The sequence below is a fragment of the Natrinema gari JCM 14663 genome (assembly GCF_000337175.1).
Lineage (GTDB): Archaea > Halobacteriota > Halobacteria > Halobacteriales > Natrialbaceae > Natrinema > Natrinema gari.
Genome location: NZ_AOIJ01000063.1, coordinates 67,373 through 81,402, shown reverse-complemented (window position 1 = coordinate 81,402; position 14,030 = coordinate 67,373). Strand labels below are relative to the sequence as shown.

The following is a 14,030-nucleotide window of genomic DNA, read 5'->3' as shown; positions in this document are numbered from 1 at the left end:
TCACTTTTCACGCTTAACGAAACAGCGCCNGTCGCTACACCCGCTGAGGCGGTCGATTTTTGGCATAGGCACCACAAAATCGTGCCGCCTCACTTTTCACGCTTAACGAAACAGCGCCGTCGCCGACCGCCGAAGTCTCGTTCGGTGACGACACCTAGGTCATGGAGCGTTCGACCGACGACTACGACTCGCTTGGCGTCGGCGATTACGTTCGATTCAGTAAGCCGATCGCGGACACCGATGTGACCGCGTTCGCACAGGTCTCCGTCGACACCAACCGTCTCCACCTCGAGCCGGACTTCGCCGCGGACACCCAGTTCGGCGACCGGATCGCCCACGGCATGCTCGTAGCCGGGACGATCAGCGCCGCGCTGGCCCGACTCCTCGGCGTGACGGTCTCCCTCTCCCAGACTCTCGAGTTCACGGGTCCGGTCCGGATCAGCGGGAGAGTCACGGCGGAGTGCGAGATCGTCGAAGCCCTCGGTGGCGACCGCTATCGGTTGCACACGAGGGTCGTCGATGAGACCGACGAGACGGTCATCGACGGCGAGGCAGTCGTTATCATCAACGAACTGCTCGAGATGTAAGGGAGGCGTCGGGTCGGCGTCCCCGTGAGGATAGCGGCTGCGACACGCATTCTGCCGGGTCTCTCGTGACGGTCGTGTGTAGTTTGTAGCAGTGTGCGAGACGGCGAAGACCTGAAGCCACGAGTCTGCTGTTGGCAGTTTTGAGTGACTAAAACAGTTTGAGAACGAAGAGATATGCTATTCTATATATGGGATGACAATTTCAGCAGCGTTTCGAGTTCCATTGTCAGCATTGACACCGGAAAATCGAATCGTCTCACTGTTTACGCTTAACGAAGGAGGGCGCTGTTCAGATTAGGATGAGGCGGTGTGATTTGGTGGTTCATGCCAGAGATCGTCCACTTCAACGGATCTAACGCCGCGATCCGATCGGATTTTGTGGTGCGAGTGTTCAGATCTCCTTAGCGCAATTAGGTACCGCACCGATCATAAAGTAAAACAGTGAAAAATGTTTACACGACAACATTAAATAGGACTGTCGGTCTATCTCTCAGCGAAGACGAAACGCTCGTTGGACGGCTCTCAGCAGCCGAGTCGAACGAACTCACGACACACCCACAATGATATCCGATGGATTACTGCGACAAATAGAATGCCGCGACGGCGAAAGCGGATCAAATCCGGTGAGTTCCAGCCATGAGCCTCGTTGAGGTTCTCCCGTTGGCCATCGTAATGATCGCGGGTCCACAGATACTCTCGCCCATCTTCCTCGCCACGAGCGACCAGTGGCGGAAGAACTCTGCGGCGTACGTCTTCGGCGCGTCTCTCTCGATCAGTCTTATCATCGTCGTCGCATACCTCCTCGGAAGCAATCTCGGCGGCGGTGGTGGCGGCCTGTTAGGGACGACCGGGCAGCAACTGCTCTTCCTCGTCGTCCTCGTCCTCCTCCTCTACGCGGCGGTGGCAACCTACCGAAAGCGGAACGTGTCCGAACCGCCGAAATGGATGGGCAGGTTGACCAGCGCATCACCGCGGTTCTCGTTTCGACTGGGGTTCCTCCTGTTGGGAGTCTTCCCGACCGACATCGTCACCTCAATTAGCGTCGGAACCTACCTTGCGGCGAACGGCGACCCGGTCACGGACGCAGCCGGGTTCGTCCTGCTCACACTCTTCATCTTGGCGCTTCCGTCACTCAGCGTGCTCGTCCTGGGCAAGCGAGCAGAGACCGCACTCCCGAAGATTCGCGACTGGATGAACGACAACTCGTGGATCATCTCCGAGGTGGTGATCGCACTGTTCGTCGTCCTGACGCTCCAGAACCTCCTCGGATAAGACGTGTCTCTACAGACGAGACGAAACTGATGCGACCACTCTTGAGGCACAGTTACGTGAAGAACGTGTCTCTCTGCATCAGTACACTTGGTCAAGGTGTACCGTAATGCGAAATCCGCCTGGGTTGACCCATCGAACGCATCCAGGAGGCTCGATTTCTTGCTTCACCACTGGTATTCGGCCGCTCAATCGGCGTTGCAGCCGTCGAACCGATGCTAGCCGTTCTCACCTAGATTCTCCTGTTGCCGATAAACGCCGTCTTGCAGTCACGGCTCATCGGTGTGCTGAAGATGTTCTCGGAAACCTCCGGAAGTACGAGTACGCATCACGGCCTCACGTCGCCCTGTCTCTCCTCTGGCATACGATGATGCGTATCGGAGCAGTCTGCGCGCTCGATCTCTCCGATTATAATGCGAACGAGCAGTATCTCGAGGTCGTCCACCGAGCTGAAACGGGGACCCCAATCAAAAATGCAGAAGAGGCTCATCGGCTCATCGCACTCTTGACCGACATCTGTGAACTGTTAGATGACTGGATTAGTGATCAACGCCCCTCAGTAGTTGATGAGCATGGCCGCAAGCCTCTCCTCCCCACTTCGAACGGGCGTCCACACTACCCTTGACCAACTCTCGCTTCCAAAAGTGAGTAATTACATCTAATGGACACCATATAGCAGGCGATATTGTGTTTGCTCGCCGAACAGACGATTAGGGGTGAGCGGATAGCACGAGTGGGCCAGAGGTCAGTTAGAAAGGCTGTCCAAGATCGCACTTCAGTATTACTCAGTTGCGGATAGTGTACGTATGTTTTCTATCTCTCGTTACGAGAGAGATTTCCGGTAGACGGACACCATTCGATCGCCGATCGATCCCCAGTCAACGCGCTCAGCGAACGCCCGTCCTTCATCGCCCAGTGCCAATAAATCTTCATCGGTGGCTTTCCGTAGTCCTTCAAGTACGCTTTCGCCGACTGGATCGTAAGTTATCGTTCCTTGAGGCAATTCACCAACATTCCCGATCCGAGGGACAACTGCTGGGCAGCCAAACGAAAGTGCAAGTAGAACACTCCCCGAAGTTAGGACAGACCGAAATGGGAAGACTGCAACATCGGCGGCATTAAAGTACAGTTGTAGCTCTTCCCCAGGGACGAACTCTGGCCGATAGTCAATCCGATCGTCGCCAGCAACGAGTTGTGTGAGCTGTTCGTTGTACTCTTTCGACTCGGGCTTGCCTGCGATAATCAGCCGTGAGTTGCTCTCTTCGAGCGTGTTGAATGATTTGATGAGTTCTGTCACACCTTTATACGGCCGGATAAGCCCAAGAAATAGATACACGGTCTCGTCACTGCCAACCTCTAATTGAGATCGCGCTTCGCCTTGCCCTACGTCATTTGGATAGTTCTCGATGTAGTTTCCGTGCGGGATAACCTCACACTTCTGACGAACCGAGGTTGGAAGTCGGTACGAGCTGATAATCTCAGCGACTGTCGACTCATCGTGGACGTGGATCGTTGTAGCCACTCTGGAAAAGAGGTGCCCTAATACCCCATACAATCGGGGGTAGGTGGTATCATGCGGTTTGATATTGTGGACTGTCCAGACGATCGGGATGCCAAGTAATTGTGCGAGTAACAGGTCAATCGGCAAGAGTAGAGATTTGATAAGTGTCTCGTACTTGCTCGATCCTTTATACAATCCTTCAAGCCAGTGGATATGGACGATATCTGCATTTCGTGACGCCCGGAATAGACTAAAGATATACGTGTAATCGTCTCCGACCACCGTTGCGTTGACTCCGTTCGATTTGATACCACTTGTGAGATTCTGCAAATATGGATTCCCGTGAGAGTAGTTTGGAAGATGGGTTACGGACGGTTCAGTTTTCGACATACTCTCTCAAATGTACACACACACTTCAAATTCCTTTTGGGAACTCTAAGGTCTACAGGTCGTGTTTAGTTTGTAGCATTGTGCCAGACGGTGAAGGCCTGAAGCCACGATTCTGCTGCTGACGGTTTTGCGTGACTAAAGCAGTTTGAAAACGAAGAGGTACGACGTTTTTGTCACTCAGCACACTCGTTCAGCAGCGTTTCGATTTCCATGTTTTTCGTATCGAAATCAGAGTCCGGATCGGCGGAGTGCAGTTTGGAGATGCTTTGCTCCATCGACGAGAAACACGGCGTCGTCGAGAGTATGTTTCTCGGAGAGTTCCTGCAAGAACCGTTCCGTCAACACGGTCGTAGTCGTCGAATACAGCCGGATATGGAGAATCTTGTTCGCCTCTGGATCAACAGCAGTGTACAGCCAATAGCGATGTTCGTCAAGTTGAATCACCGTCTCGTCGAGCACGATGTGATTCGGCTTCTCGTCAGCAGCTGGCTGTAGACCGCACTTGTGAGCCCAATCGTGAACAGCCTTTCGACTGCGTTCGACACCGGACTGCTCCAATTCCCGAACGGTATTCGAAAGCGATAGTCCCGCAAGGTGGAGTCGAATACCAAGTTCCATCAACTGGCGCGATGTCCGCTCTCACTCCACAAAACTCAAATCAACCCAGTCGCGACACCCGCTGAGCCGGTCGATTTTTAGCATGGACACCATAAAATCGCACCGCCTCACTTTTCACGCTTAACGAAACAGCGCCCCAACGCGGCACCGGACGTACTCGTAGCCGAGCTCGGTCTGGTGAACGGAGACCGTCACGCCGAGCCACCCCCGTTCTCGAGGGCTCGACGAACGTCGGACTCAGTCGCTTGATAGGTTGGATGGGCGATGGGGGTCCGAGTCTCGACATCGTACAGCCGACTCGCGCGAACGAACTCGGCCGTCATCGCTCCACCTCCCCGCCGTCAGTGAGCGCCGGAGCGACCCGCTCTGCGCCGGTTCGCTGCATTCGACGCGAGCAGCCGCGCTTGTGTCCGGCTTCCGAGTGACCGTCAGTGAGGTGAGTACAGCGGCTCAGACACTCCGGACATTCGAACTCGCGAGGTGTCTGTGGCTGAGGGTGTTGCTTAAGTCGACGCTGTAGTTCATCTGCGTCAATCTCGCTCAGAAGGTCCTCGAGCGTCACGGCGACCACCCCGCGTTTGCGAAAGAAAACGCCCGACGTAACGGGTCCGCAAGTGGTTTCCGCCTTGTATCCGATTTAGACCCCCGATTTAGAACAGGCTGAAGCGCCGAATACAGGAACCTCAGACACTCTATTAGCCAAGTAAGATTAGTCCCGAAACGGGCAGGAACAGGATGGGCGCTACAGGATTTGAACCCGTGACAGCTTGGTCCGAAGCCAAGTACTCTGTCCAGACTGAGCTAAGCGCCCGCATCGTGTTATTCCGGTCGGTTCCGTATAAGTCACACGATTCGAACCGATTTCGACAGGGAACGACACACTCACCGTCCGGTTGTTCTCAGCCGATGATAATTGGCGTCGGGGGTCTTTGTTATGTAGTTCCAATTGCTACCCGTGTCATGACGGACACCGACGCCACCGTTTCAGACGAGGCGCAGGCCCGTGCGACGCCGCTCGAGCTCCTCTCGGACGACGAGGGGAGTTGGACGGCCGTGCCCGCGGACGCCAGCGGGGACGAGCGGGTGAGCAAGTGGCTCGAGGTCGAGGGCGACGTGCTCTGTGATCTCGAGGAGTGGCGCTGAAACGCCGGCATGTGATGTCGGTCGAGGCAGGCGGTCCAGGCGAGCCGTGTTCTCGTCGCCGTTCGATCGGTCTCGAGCGTCATGTCGACTGTGACTGTCCAGAATCAACGACGGCGGACCGGACCGTTTAACCACCACGCATGATCAGTCCCGCGTATGACTGTCGGCGAGACGGGTCGCGGGATGCTCGAGTTGACGCGGCCGGTGAACGTGATCGCGGCGAGCGTGTTGACGTTTATCGGGGCCTTCGTTGCGGGTGGGGTGGGCGAGGAACCGGTGGCGGTCGTCGCGGCGGTCGCCGCCACGGGGTTGGCGGTCGGTGCGGGAAACGCGATCAACGACTACTTCGATCGGGAGATCGATCGGATCAACCAGCCCGAGCGGGCGATTCCTCGTGGTGCGGTAAGTCCGCGCGGTGCGCTCGTCTTTAGCGTCGTCCTCTTTGCCGGAGCGGTCGCGCTTGCGCTCACGCTGCCGATGCTGGCGATCGCCATCGCGGCCGTCAATCTCCTCGCGCTGATCGCGTACACCGAGGTCTTCAAGGGGCTGCCCGGTCTCGGAAACGCGCTCGTGGCCTATCTGGTCGGAAGCACGTTTCTCTTCGGGGCTGCGGCGGTCGGCGAGATCGGCCCGGCGGTCGTCCTGTTCGTACTCGCGGGGACCGCGACGCTGACTCGAGAGATCATCAAAGACGTCGAGGACATCGAGGGGGACCGCGAGGAAGGGTTGAACACGCTCCCGATCGCGATCGGGGAACGCCGCGCGCTCGTCGTGGCCGCTGTTCTCCTCGTCCTCGCGGTCGTCGCGAGCCCGGTCCCGTTCCTCCGCGGGGAGTTCGGCGTCGCCTACCTGCTGGTCGTCGTGCCGGCCGATGCCGTCATGCTCGCCGCGGCCTACGAGAGTTTCGCGGATCCGACCGCCGGGCAATCGCGTCTCAAGTACGGGATGTTCCTCGCCTCGCTGGCGTTTATCGTCGGCCGTGCCGCCCTCGAGGTTTCGCTGCCGGTATGACATGGACAAAGACAGTGCCGACGAAAGACGGGTTCGTCCCGCCTGTATACGTGACCAGTGTGTTTTATAATCAAAAGTACTATAAGCCGCTTTGCGTATTTCCATACAACGCGCCGGCTTTCGGAGTGGGCTGTGGTACCAGCTCGTCGCCACGGCGATGTGAGTATCCCGTATGTATGACCTCGCAGATGTCCTTCCGGACGCCGAACTCGAGCCGGGGACAAACGTACTCGTTGCGGGCCCGCCACTGACGGGGAAGCGACGGATCGCGTTCGAGATCCTCGGGAGCGGCGCAAACCGCGGTGACGGGTCGATCGTCGTCACCACGAAGGACAGCGCCGACAAGGTCCTCAAGAGTTTCGACGACCACCTCGCCGAGGGCGTCGAACCGGATGTTGGGGTCGTCGACTGCGTCACGAAACAGCGCGGCATCGGAACGACGGACGACGATCCGCGGATCAAGTACGCCTCCTCGCCCGTCGACATGACCGGAATCGGGATCAAGCTCTCGGAATTCCTCCAGGAGTTCTACGAGACCCGCGGCCACACCGAAAATCGCGTCCTCCTCCACTCCGTCTCGACGCTGCTGATGTACTCCGATCTCCAGACTGTCTTCCGGTTCCTCCACGTGTTTACCGGCCGGATTCAGAGCGCCGATGCGCTTGGCATCTACGTCATCGACTCGACGTCTCACGACGATCAGACGATGAACACGCTCAAACAGCTTTTCGATGCCGTCATCGAACTCGAGGAGACGGCCGACGGCGAAGAGCCCGCGATCCGGACGGCCGGGTTGTCGACGTAAGGATCGAGACGGCGGTCCGCGGCCACGCCGCCCCATCTCGGACCCCGAGACGTTTAGCGCTTGACCCCGTACGCTCGCGTATGCCAGTCGAATCCACGGCGGAGATAGCGGAGATCCTCGAGTACGAAACGATCGCCGTCGTCGGCTGCTCGAGTACGCCCGGGAAAGCGGCCCACGACGTGCCGAAGTACCTGCTCGAGCACGGCTACGACGTGATCCCGGTCAACCCCTACGCGGACGAGATTTTCGGCCGCGAGGTGGTCGACTCGCTGGCCGATGTCGACGCGGCGATCGACGTGGTCTGTATCTTCCGGCCCAGCGAGGAGGTCAGCGAGATCGTCGATGCGGCCCTCGAGCGCGATGACGTGGCGGTCATCTGGACCCAGCAGGGGATTCGCGACGACGAGGCGGCGGCCCGCGCAGAGGCCGAGGGTCGGGGTGTCGTCCAGGACCGATGTATGAAAGTCCAACACCGACGGCTCGTCGCCTAGACGGGTGTTCGACGCTCGGCCGACGGGCGACGCTACGACGACCACTCCTCGAACGAGCGATAGATGCCCTTCGAGAGGTAGCGTTCGCTCGAGTCCGGGAACAGCGTGACGACCGTCTCGTGGGGGACATCGAGGTCGCCATCGTCGATTCGGCGAGCGACTCGTTTCGCGGCCACGCTCGCAGCCCCCGCGCTCGAGGCGACGAGATGGCCCTCCTCGCGAGCGAGGCGTTTGAGTTCGGCGTGGGCGTCCCGATCCGGGATGGCGTCGATGTCGTCGACCAGTTCCGGATCGAACAGTTCGTTGGTATCGGTATCGTGCGTGCCGATCCCTTCGGTCTTGTACTCGCCCTCGTCGCGGTCCTCACCGATGAGGTCGCCGTAGACGGACCCTTCGGGCTCGACGGCGACGACGTGGGTTTCGGGGTCCTGTTCGAGGGCGTAACGGGCGATCCCCATGAGGGTACCAGCGGTCCCACAGCCGGCGACGACCGCACCAACCGCTCCGTCCAGTGCGTCGAAGATTTCGGGAGCCGTCAGTTCGTAGTGTGCCTCGGTGTTCAGCGGATTCGAGAACTGCTGGGGAACGGCCGCGTTGTCGAGTTCCGACGCGAGTTCGTGTGCGCGCTCGATCGCGCGATCCATCCCGTCTTCGGTGGGGGTGTTGATGACCTCGCCGCCGAGTGCCGACATCAACTGCTGTTTCTCCTGACTGAACCGCTCGGGGACGACGAAGATCGCGTCCAATCCCAGTTGTCCGGCCGCGACCGCCAGCCCGATACCCGTGTTGCCGGCCGTCGGCTCAATAATCGTCCCGCCCGGCGAGACATCGCCGCGCTCGAGCATCCGTTCGAGCATGTACTGTCCGATCCGGTCTTTGATGCTCGCTCCGGGGTTGAACGACTCGAGTTTCGCGTAGATCGGTACGTCCGTGGGTCCGTCTTGGAGCCGCACGAGCGGGGTTCGGCCGATCGTCTCGAGCACCGAGTCCACCGGCTCGTCGTGGGTCGTCATCGCTTCGGCAAAAGTTGCCCGCGTTGTTAGGCTTTTCGCAGCGGGAAATCAGGAGACACGACCGGGGTCAAACGGCGCTTGACGCGGTGTGGACGCTATTCGGCCGTCGTGTCGGTCGCCCCGTCTTCCGCGGCCGCCGATCCGTCGTCGGCCTCGGTCGAACCGTCGCGTTCGGCTTCGTCGATCGCTGCGTCGGCCAAAATCTGCTCTCCGTCGAGCCCCTGCTCGTCGGCGATTGCGAGCAAGAGCGCGCGTTGTTCGGTGAGCTGGTGGTCCAGACGCGTGACCGTGGTGTGGGTTTCGTCCATCTCCTCTTCCAGTCCGGTGATCCGCTGCTGGAGCTTCTTTACCTGCTTGTACATCGCTTCGGCCCGATCCGAAAGGGTCTGAATCTTCTTCGCAGTGCTGCCGAGTCCCATGGGTAGACGATGTGTCGACGTACTAATGGGCCTTTTCCTCCACCGCCCTCGAGAACGTCGCCGAGCCGTGGCCGTCACTTCGTGCTGAACGAGACTATGTTAGTCAACCCCATAGTACGACAGATTTATTACGAACCATGGACAAGCAACAACTGTACGCGAGGTGATCAGCAATGGTGCGAGCGAGCACACCCAGCACCTGGCTGCAAGGTCTCGACATCCCGTCCCAGCTATTCGGGACTACCGGCGGGAGCGACTACGAACTGTACGAGGAGGACGACGAGTTCGTCCTCACGATCGACATGCCGGGCTTCGAGACCGATGAGATCGCGTTGGCGTGGGACGACGGCATGCTGAACGTCGCCGCGGACCATACCGACGAGAACCGCGGGCGCAAGAAGACCTACCACCGTCGGTTCCGGTTCCCCAAGACGGTCGACGACGAGGGGATCGCCGCCGAGTACACGAACGGCGTGCTCGAAGTCCGGCTGCCGACGGCCGACTCGACCGCGCAGGGCACGGAGATTCCACTCGAGGGGTGACGGATCGCCGGTACCTCGCGGTCGTCGGGTTCGAGGAGCGCCGTCGGTGGTGGGCCCACGACCCGTCATCGGCGGCATTGCTGCGCGAAACGCGTTGCTGTCCCGTGCGGGGGATCACCTCCCACGGAGTGGCGCAGGCGATTACGACGGGTCGAACCGCGAGCGCCGATGCGGCTGCGGCCGTTCTCGCGTGAATCCTGCACCGCTAAGTGGCCGCGTCCCAGAGGACGTGGTAATGAACGGCAACCGCTTTGGTCGCCTCTTTCAGGTGACCACGTTCGGCGAGAGCCACGGGGAGGCGATGGGCTGTACGGTCTCGGGCTGTCCCGCCGGCCTCGAACTCTCCGCGGAGGACATTCAGGCAGACCTGGACCGCCGAAAGCCGGGCCAGTCGATGATCACGACCAGCCGCGGCGAACCCGACGCGGTCTCGATCAAGTCGGGGACGCAGGACGGTTACACGACGGGGACGCCGATCGGGCTGGTCATCCAGAACAAGGACGCCCGCTCGGGCAAGTACGAACCCTTCATCACCGCGCCCCGTCCAAGCCACGGCGACTTCACGTACTCGGCGAAGTTCGGGACGCGAAACTGGGGTGGTGGCGGTCGCTCCTCGGCCCGCGAGACGGTCAACTGGGTCGCCGCGGGCGCGATCGCGAAGAAACTCCTCGAGCGGGAGGGGATCGAACTCAAGGCCCACGTCAATCAGATCGACGACATCGAAGCGCCCGAGGTGAGCTTCGCGGACATTCTCGAGCACTCGGAGGAGAACGACGTCCGCTGTGCACACCCCGAGACCGCCGAGCGGATGCAAGAGCGGATCGCGGAGTACCAGGAGGAGGGCGACTCCATCGGCGGCAGCATCTACTTCGAGGCCCAAGGCGTGCCGGTCGGCCTCGGCGCGCCGCGCTTTGACTCGCTGTCGGCGCGGCTCGGGCAGGCGATGATGGCGGTGCCGGCGGCGACGGCCTTCGAGTTCGGCCTCGGCCGCGAGGCCCGCGAGTGGACCGGCAAGGAACGAAACGACGATTGGGAGTTCGACGACGAGGGCAACCCGACGCCCGTCGAGAACGATCACGGCGGCATTCAAGGCGGCATCAGCTCCGGCGAACCGATCTACGGCGAAGTCACGCTCCACGCGCCAACCTCGATCCCCAAGTCCCAGCAGACCGCCGACTGGGAAACCGGCGAACGCAAAGAGGAGCAGGTCATCGGCCGCCACGATCCGGTCTTGCCGCCCCGCGGCGTTCCCGTGGTCGAGGCGATGCTCGCGCTCACGCTGGTCGACTTCATGCTCCTGTCGGGCCGGATCAACCCCGATCGCGTCGACGATCAGCCCGGCGAGTACGATACTGACTACCATCCGAGCAATCCGCGCAACGAGTAACGCGTCTCGACCCGTCCCCGTCGGAATCGTTCCAGCCGCTCGCCACTAGATATAAGTCCTTCTGGGTGATAGTTTCCGCTGGAAGCCGTCGTCTCCAGAACAGTCGCAGGGGACATGCGCTGAAATGTCCCGGGTGCGGACACACCCGAGACGTGGCTTCCAACCCGGATAGGTCGAAGCCATGATTGCGTATCCGCTCCCGAGACATAAACGTCTCGCCCGACAGTCCGTTCGCTCGAAACGGAGAGCAACGCGTCCGAGGTGCGTTCTCGAGTCGAACCCGACTGGGAGGGCGCTCCGTGTCGGGTTGCTCGAGGACGGCGGCGGGATCGGCGAGGGATTCCCCCCAGGGCGCATCTCGCCGTACTTGCTCGAGCGGCCGCGTCGTGGGGTCGACCGATCCGGACCGATGCGTTGGACCGCAAGCCACGGCCGAGGCCGACCGAGCGGCCGCCGGCATCGAGTCCGGCCGTGACGATAGCGGAGGCTTCCACCCCTCCCCGCTGCCGTTTCGACTGTTGACATGTCACGGCGCGGAGACGACCCCTGTGATCGCCTCGAGTCCGTGGGTGGCGTCGGGATGGGTCTCGGAGTCGAGTCTCGAACGGTCGGTGTCCGGTGTGCGATGCGGAACACAGTATACTGCGAGGAAGCGGACGAACGGAAATGAGCCGTTGCTGCTGCGACGGACACGGGAGGTCCGAGACGGCAGGCGGCGAGGGGACAGAATGGCACGACGCAGAAGCCGACCGGAACCGACGGCGTCGTCCTGCGAGCGAATATGGTCAATCATGAACGCGTCTGGCAGCTATAGTAATGGCCGTTCATACATATCCTTCAAAGGATGTCCATTCTTCACGAAAGATCCTTGGTAATCTATAGCAAAGTCTTTAGGTTATGTGGAGCAAATTCCGAGTACGGTTGGCCATTGGCCACTGATTCACCTATGAGCAGCGACGAACTTATCTGGCGAATCGCGGGCGGTTCCGGCGACGGGATCGACTCGACGAGCCAGAATTTTGCCAAGGCGCTGATGCGCTCAGGGCTCGACGTATTCACACACCGCCACTATCCGTCTCGAATCCGTGGCGGCCACACCTACGTCGAAATCCGAGCCGCAGACCACGAGGTACAGTCACGTGGTGACGGCTACAACTTCCTGCTCTCGCTGGGCGACTCGTTCGCCCGCAATCCGCAGGAAGAAGCCTACTACGGAAACGAAGAGATCAAACCCCTCTCGGAGAACCTCGACGATCTCCGCGAGGGCGGGATCATCGTCTACGACGAGGGCCTCATCAGCGACGAGGACATCGAGGCAATCGACCTCGAGGCCCGCGCCGAGGAGAACGACTGGCACGTCTTCCCGATGGATCTGCGCGGACTCGCGCGGGAACACGGCCGGGAAGTCATGCGCAACACCGCCGGTGTCGGCGTGACCGCGGCGCTGCTCGATATGGATCTCGAGCACATCGAGGACCTGATGTCCGACGCCATGGGCGGGGACGTTCTCGAGTCCAACCTCGAGATCCTCCACGAGGCCTACGAGACGACTCGGGAGGAGTACGAGTTCGAACACGACCTGCGTGTCCCAGAGGGCAGCCACGAGACCGAGCAAGCCCTGCTGTCGGGCTCGAACGCGATCGCCTACGGTGCGATCGACGCCGGCTGTCGCTTCATCTCCGGCTACCCGATGACGCCGTGGACCGACGTGTTCACCATCCTCAGCCAGAACTTCCCCGACATGGGCGGCATCTCCGAACAGGTCGAAGACGAGATCGCTGCAGCCGCGCTCGCGGTCGGCGCGAGCCACGCCGGCGTCAAGGCCATGTCCGGGTCCTCCGGCGGCGGCTTCGCGCTGATGAGCGAGCCGCTTGGCCTCGCCGAGATGACCGAGACGCCGGTCGTCCTGATCGAGGCGATGCGGGCCGGCCCCTCGACGGGGATGCCGACGAAGCCCGAACAGGCCGACTTAGAGCACGTGCTCTACACGAGTCAGGGTGACTCCCAGCGGGTCGTCTTCGCACCCGGCAACATCGAAGAGGCCTACGAACAGACGCGACTGGCCTTCGACATCGCCTGGGACTACCAGATTCCCGCGATCATCGTCTACGACCAGAAGCTCTCCGGCGAGAACACCAACGTCGACGTCGAGTTCTTCGACCGCGACGTCTCGCCGGATCTGGGGTCGACGCTGACCGAGGCCGAGCTCCGCGAGGCCGCCCACGACAACTCCGGGAAGTTCAAGCGATTCAACTACGAGGACGCCGAGAACGGCGTCGCGTCGCGCTCGATTCCCGGACAGAAAGGCGGACGCTACCTCGCGACGGGCAACGAACACAGCCCCGTCGGCCACATCAGCGAGGACCCCGACAACCGCGTCGCCCAGATGGACCGCCGCCTCGAGAAACTCGAGTCGATCCGCGAGGAACTCGACGAGGAGCGCGAGTCCACCCAGACCTACTTCGGCGACGAGACGGCCGAGTACGGGATCATCACCTGGGGCTCGAGTCAGGGTGCCGTCGAGGAAGCCGTGTCCCGGCTCAACGAGAACGGCCACTCGGTGAAGGGTCTCAGCGTCTCCGACATGATGCCGTTCCCCGAGGCGGAGGTGACCGACTTCCTCGAGAGCGTCGACGAGGCGCTGGTCGTCGAGATGAACGCCACGGCGCAGTTCCGCGGCCTCCTGCAGAAGGAACTGGGTCGCTTCGGCGAGAAGCTCACCAGCCTGCTCAAGTACAACGGCAACCCCTTCGAGCCCGCCGAAATCGTCGAGGGCTACGAGGTCAACCTCGCCGACGAGGACCGCGAACCGACCGCACAGGTACGAATCGAACCCGCAGCAGGTGACTAAGCT

Annotated in this window: 13 protein-coding genes, 1 tRNA gene and 3 pseudogenes; 10 read left to right on the top strand and 7 right to left on the bottom strand. The window is 60.8% G+C overall.

Annotation, left to right across the window (positions count from 1 at the left end; genetic code table 11):
- Positions 1 to 110: 110 nt before the first annotated feature.
- A pseudogene (locus C486_RS15985) lies at positions 111 to 587 on the top strand (MaoC family dehydratase); the annotation flags it as partial.
- Between the two features lie 81 nt (positions 588 to 668).
- On the opposite strand, the pseudogene C486_RS22415 reads toward C486_RS15985, so the two are convergent.
- Positions 669 to 812: pseudogene (locus C486_RS22415) on the bottom strand (IS6 family transposase); the annotation flags it as partial.
- Positions 813 to 1,223: 411 nt separating this feature from the next.
- On the opposite strand from C486_RS22415, the gene C486_RS15980 reads away from it, so the two are divergent.
- Positions 1,224 to 1,859, top strand: coding sequence for a GAP family protein (locus C486_RS15980; RefSeq protein WP_008457929.1), 636 nt, complete (start codon positions 1,224 to 1,226; stop codon positions 1,857 to 1,859).
- An 820-nt stretch (positions 1,860 to 2,679) separates the two neighbouring features.
- Here the strand turns inward: C486_RS15980 and C486_RS15975 are convergent.
- The 4 genes and pseudogenes from C486_RS15975 to C486_RS15965 all read right to left on the bottom strand — a co-directional run bounded on the left by C486_RS15975 (position 2,680) and on the right by C486_RS15965 (position 5,176).
- Entirely contained in the window at positions 2,680 to 3,747 is a 1,068-nt protein-coding gene (locus tag C486_RS15975; protein WP_241432517.1) for a glycosyltransferase family 4 protein, read from the bottom strand.
- A 65-nt stretch (positions 3,748 to 3,812) separates the two neighbouring features.
- Positions 3,813 to 4,449 (bottom strand): annotated as a pseudogene (locus C486_RS20430) (IS6 family transposase).
- A 107-nt stretch (positions 4,450 to 4,556) separates the two neighbouring features.
- The gene (locus C486_RS22605; protein ID WP_008457922.1) at positions 4,557 to 4,688 is read right to left on the bottom strand and encodes a hypothetical protein; all 132 of its coding nucleotides are present in this window, start codon (positions 4,686 to 4,688) and stop codon (positions 4,557 to 4,559) included.
- A 413-nt stretch (positions 4,689 to 5,101) separates the two neighbouring features.
- Positions 5,102 to 5,176: transfer RNA gene (locus C486_RS15965), tRNA-Arg, on the bottom strand.
- A 149-nt stretch (positions 5,177 to 5,325) separates the two neighbouring features.
- Between C486_RS15965 and C486_RS15960 the strand changes: the two genes are divergently transcribed.
- The 4 genes from C486_RS15960 (at position 5,326) to C486_RS15945 (ending at position 7,815) form a co-directional block, all read left to right on the top strand.
- Complete coding sequence (locus tag C486_RS15960) at positions 5,326 to 5,508, top strand: DUF7511 domain-containing protein (protein WP_008457920.1); 183 nt, start codon at positions 5,326 to 5,328, stop codon at positions 5,506 to 5,508.
- Positions 5,509 to 5,664: 156 nt separating this feature from the next.
- Entirely contained in the window at positions 5,665 to 6,519 is an 855-nt protein-coding gene (locus C486_RS15955) for a geranylgeranylglycerol-phosphate geranylgeranyltransferase (RefSeq protein ID WP_008457919.1), read from the top strand.
- Positions 6,520 to 6,691: 172 nt separating this feature from the next.
- Entirely contained in the window at positions 6,692 to 7,324 is a 633-nt protein-coding gene (locus C486_RS15950; RefSeq protein WP_008457917.1) for an RAD55 family ATPase, read from the top strand.
- A gap of 80 nt (positions 7,325 to 7,404) precedes the next feature.
- Entirely contained in the window at positions 7,405 to 7,815 is a 411-nt protein-coding gene (locus C486_RS15945; protein WP_008457916.1) for a CoA-binding protein, read from the top strand.
- Between the two features lie 32 nt (positions 7,816 to 7,847).
- On the opposite strand, the gene C486_RS15940 is transcribed toward C486_RS15945, so the two are convergent.
- Both C486_RS15940 and C486_RS15935 read right to left on the bottom strand, forming a co-directional pair.
- Positions 7,848 to 8,828 carry a PLP-dependent cysteine synthase family protein gene (locus tag C486_RS15940; protein WP_008457914.1) on the bottom strand — a complete coding sequence of 327 codons (981 nt, stop codon included), beginning with the start codon at positions 8,826 to 8,828 and terminating at the stop codon, positions 7,848 to 7,850.
- Positions 8,829 to 8,923: 95 nt separating this feature from the next.
- Positions 8,924 to 9,247, bottom strand: a complete 324-nt coding sequence (locus tag C486_RS15935; RefSeq protein ID WP_008457912.1) for a DUF5798 family protein — start codon at positions 9,245 to 9,247, stop codon at positions 8,924 to 8,926.
- A 173-nt stretch (positions 9,248 to 9,420) separates the two neighbouring features.
- On the opposite strand from C486_RS15935, the gene C486_RS15930 reads away from it, so the two are divergent.
- From C486_RS15930 to C486_RS15915, 4 genes are all read left to right on the top strand, one after another.
- Positions 9,421 to 9,789 (top strand): Hsp20/alpha crystallin family protein, encoded by a 369-nt coding sequence (locus C486_RS15930; protein ID WP_008457910.1) that lies wholly within the window; start codon positions 9,421 to 9,423, stop codon positions 9,787 to 9,789.
- A complete protein-coding gene (locus C486_RS15925) occupies positions 9,786 to 9,983 on the top strand; it encodes a hypothetical protein (protein ID WP_008457908.1) in 198 nt (65 codons plus the stop codon). Before C486_RS15930 ends, C486_RS15925 begins: the two co-directional genes overlap by 4 nt.
- 41 nt (positions 9,984 to 10,024) lie before the next feature.
- Positions 10,025 to 11,176: a chorismate synthase gene (gene aroC, locus C486_RS15920; protein ID WP_008457906.1), complete on the top strand. Its 1,152-nt coding sequence runs from the start codon at positions 10,025 to 10,027 to the stop codon at positions 11,174 to 11,176.
- A gap of 946 nt (positions 11,177 to 12,122) precedes the next feature.
- Positions 12,123 to 14,027, top strand: a complete 1,905-nt coding sequence (locus C486_RS15915; protein ID WP_008457904.1) for a 2-oxoacid:acceptor oxidoreductase subunit alpha — start codon at positions 12,123 to 12,125, stop codon at positions 14,025 to 14,027.
- The last annotated feature ends 3 nt before the right edge of the window (positions 14,028 to 14,030 follow it).

What these genes read in the sequence shown, in the direction of transcription:
- C486_RS15975 (WP_241432517.1), bottom strand. Translation starts at nt 3,747, where the DNA reads ATGTCGAAAACTGAACCGTCCGTAACCCATCTTCCAAACTACTCTCAC.
- C486_RS15980 (WP_008457929.1), top strand. Translation starts at nt 1,224, where the DNA reads ATGAGCCTCGTTGAGGTTCTCCCGTTGGCCATCGTAATGATCGCGGGT.
- C486_RS15915 (WP_008457904.1), top strand. Translation starts at nt 12,123, where the DNA reads ATGAGCAGCGACGAACTTATCTGGCGAATCGCGGGCGGTTCCGGCGAC.
- C486_RS15945 (WP_008457916.1), top strand. Translation starts at nt 7,405, where the DNA reads ATGCCAGTCGAATCCACGGCGGAGATAGCGGAGATCCTCGAGTACGAA.
- C486_RS15960 (WP_008457920.1), top strand. Translation starts at nt 5,326, where the DNA reads ATGACGGACACCGACGCCACCGTTTCAGACGAGGCGCAGGCCCGTGCG.
- C486_RS15955 (WP_008457919.1), top strand. Translation starts at nt 5,665, where the DNA reads ATGACTGTCGGCGAGACGGGTCGCGGGATGCTCGAGTTGACGCGGCCG.
- C486_RS15935 (WP_008457912.1), bottom strand. Translation starts at nt 9,247, where the DNA reads ATGGGACTCGGCAGCACTGCGAAGAAGATTCAGACCCTTTCGGATCGG.
- C486_RS22605 (WP_008457922.1), bottom strand. Translation starts at nt 4,688, where the DNA reads ATGACGGCCGAGTTCGTTCGCGCGAGTCGGCTGTACGATGTCGAGACT.
- C486_RS15940 (WP_008457914.1), bottom strand. Translation starts at nt 8,828, where the DNA reads ATGACGACCCACGACGAGCCGGTGGACTCGGTGCTCGAGACGATCGGC.
- aroC (WP_008457906.1), top strand. Translation starts at nt 10,025, where the DNA reads ATGAACGGCAACCGCTTTGGTCGCCTCTTTCAGGTGACCACGTTCGGC.
- C486_RS15950 (WP_008457917.1), top strand. Translation starts at nt 6,692, where the DNA reads ATGTATGACCTCGCAGATGTCCTTCCGGACGCCGAACTCGAGCCGGGG.
- C486_RS15930 (WP_008457910.1), top strand. Translation starts at nt 9,421, where the DNA reads ATGGTGCGAGCGAGCACACCCAGCACCTGGCTGCAAGGTCTCGACATC.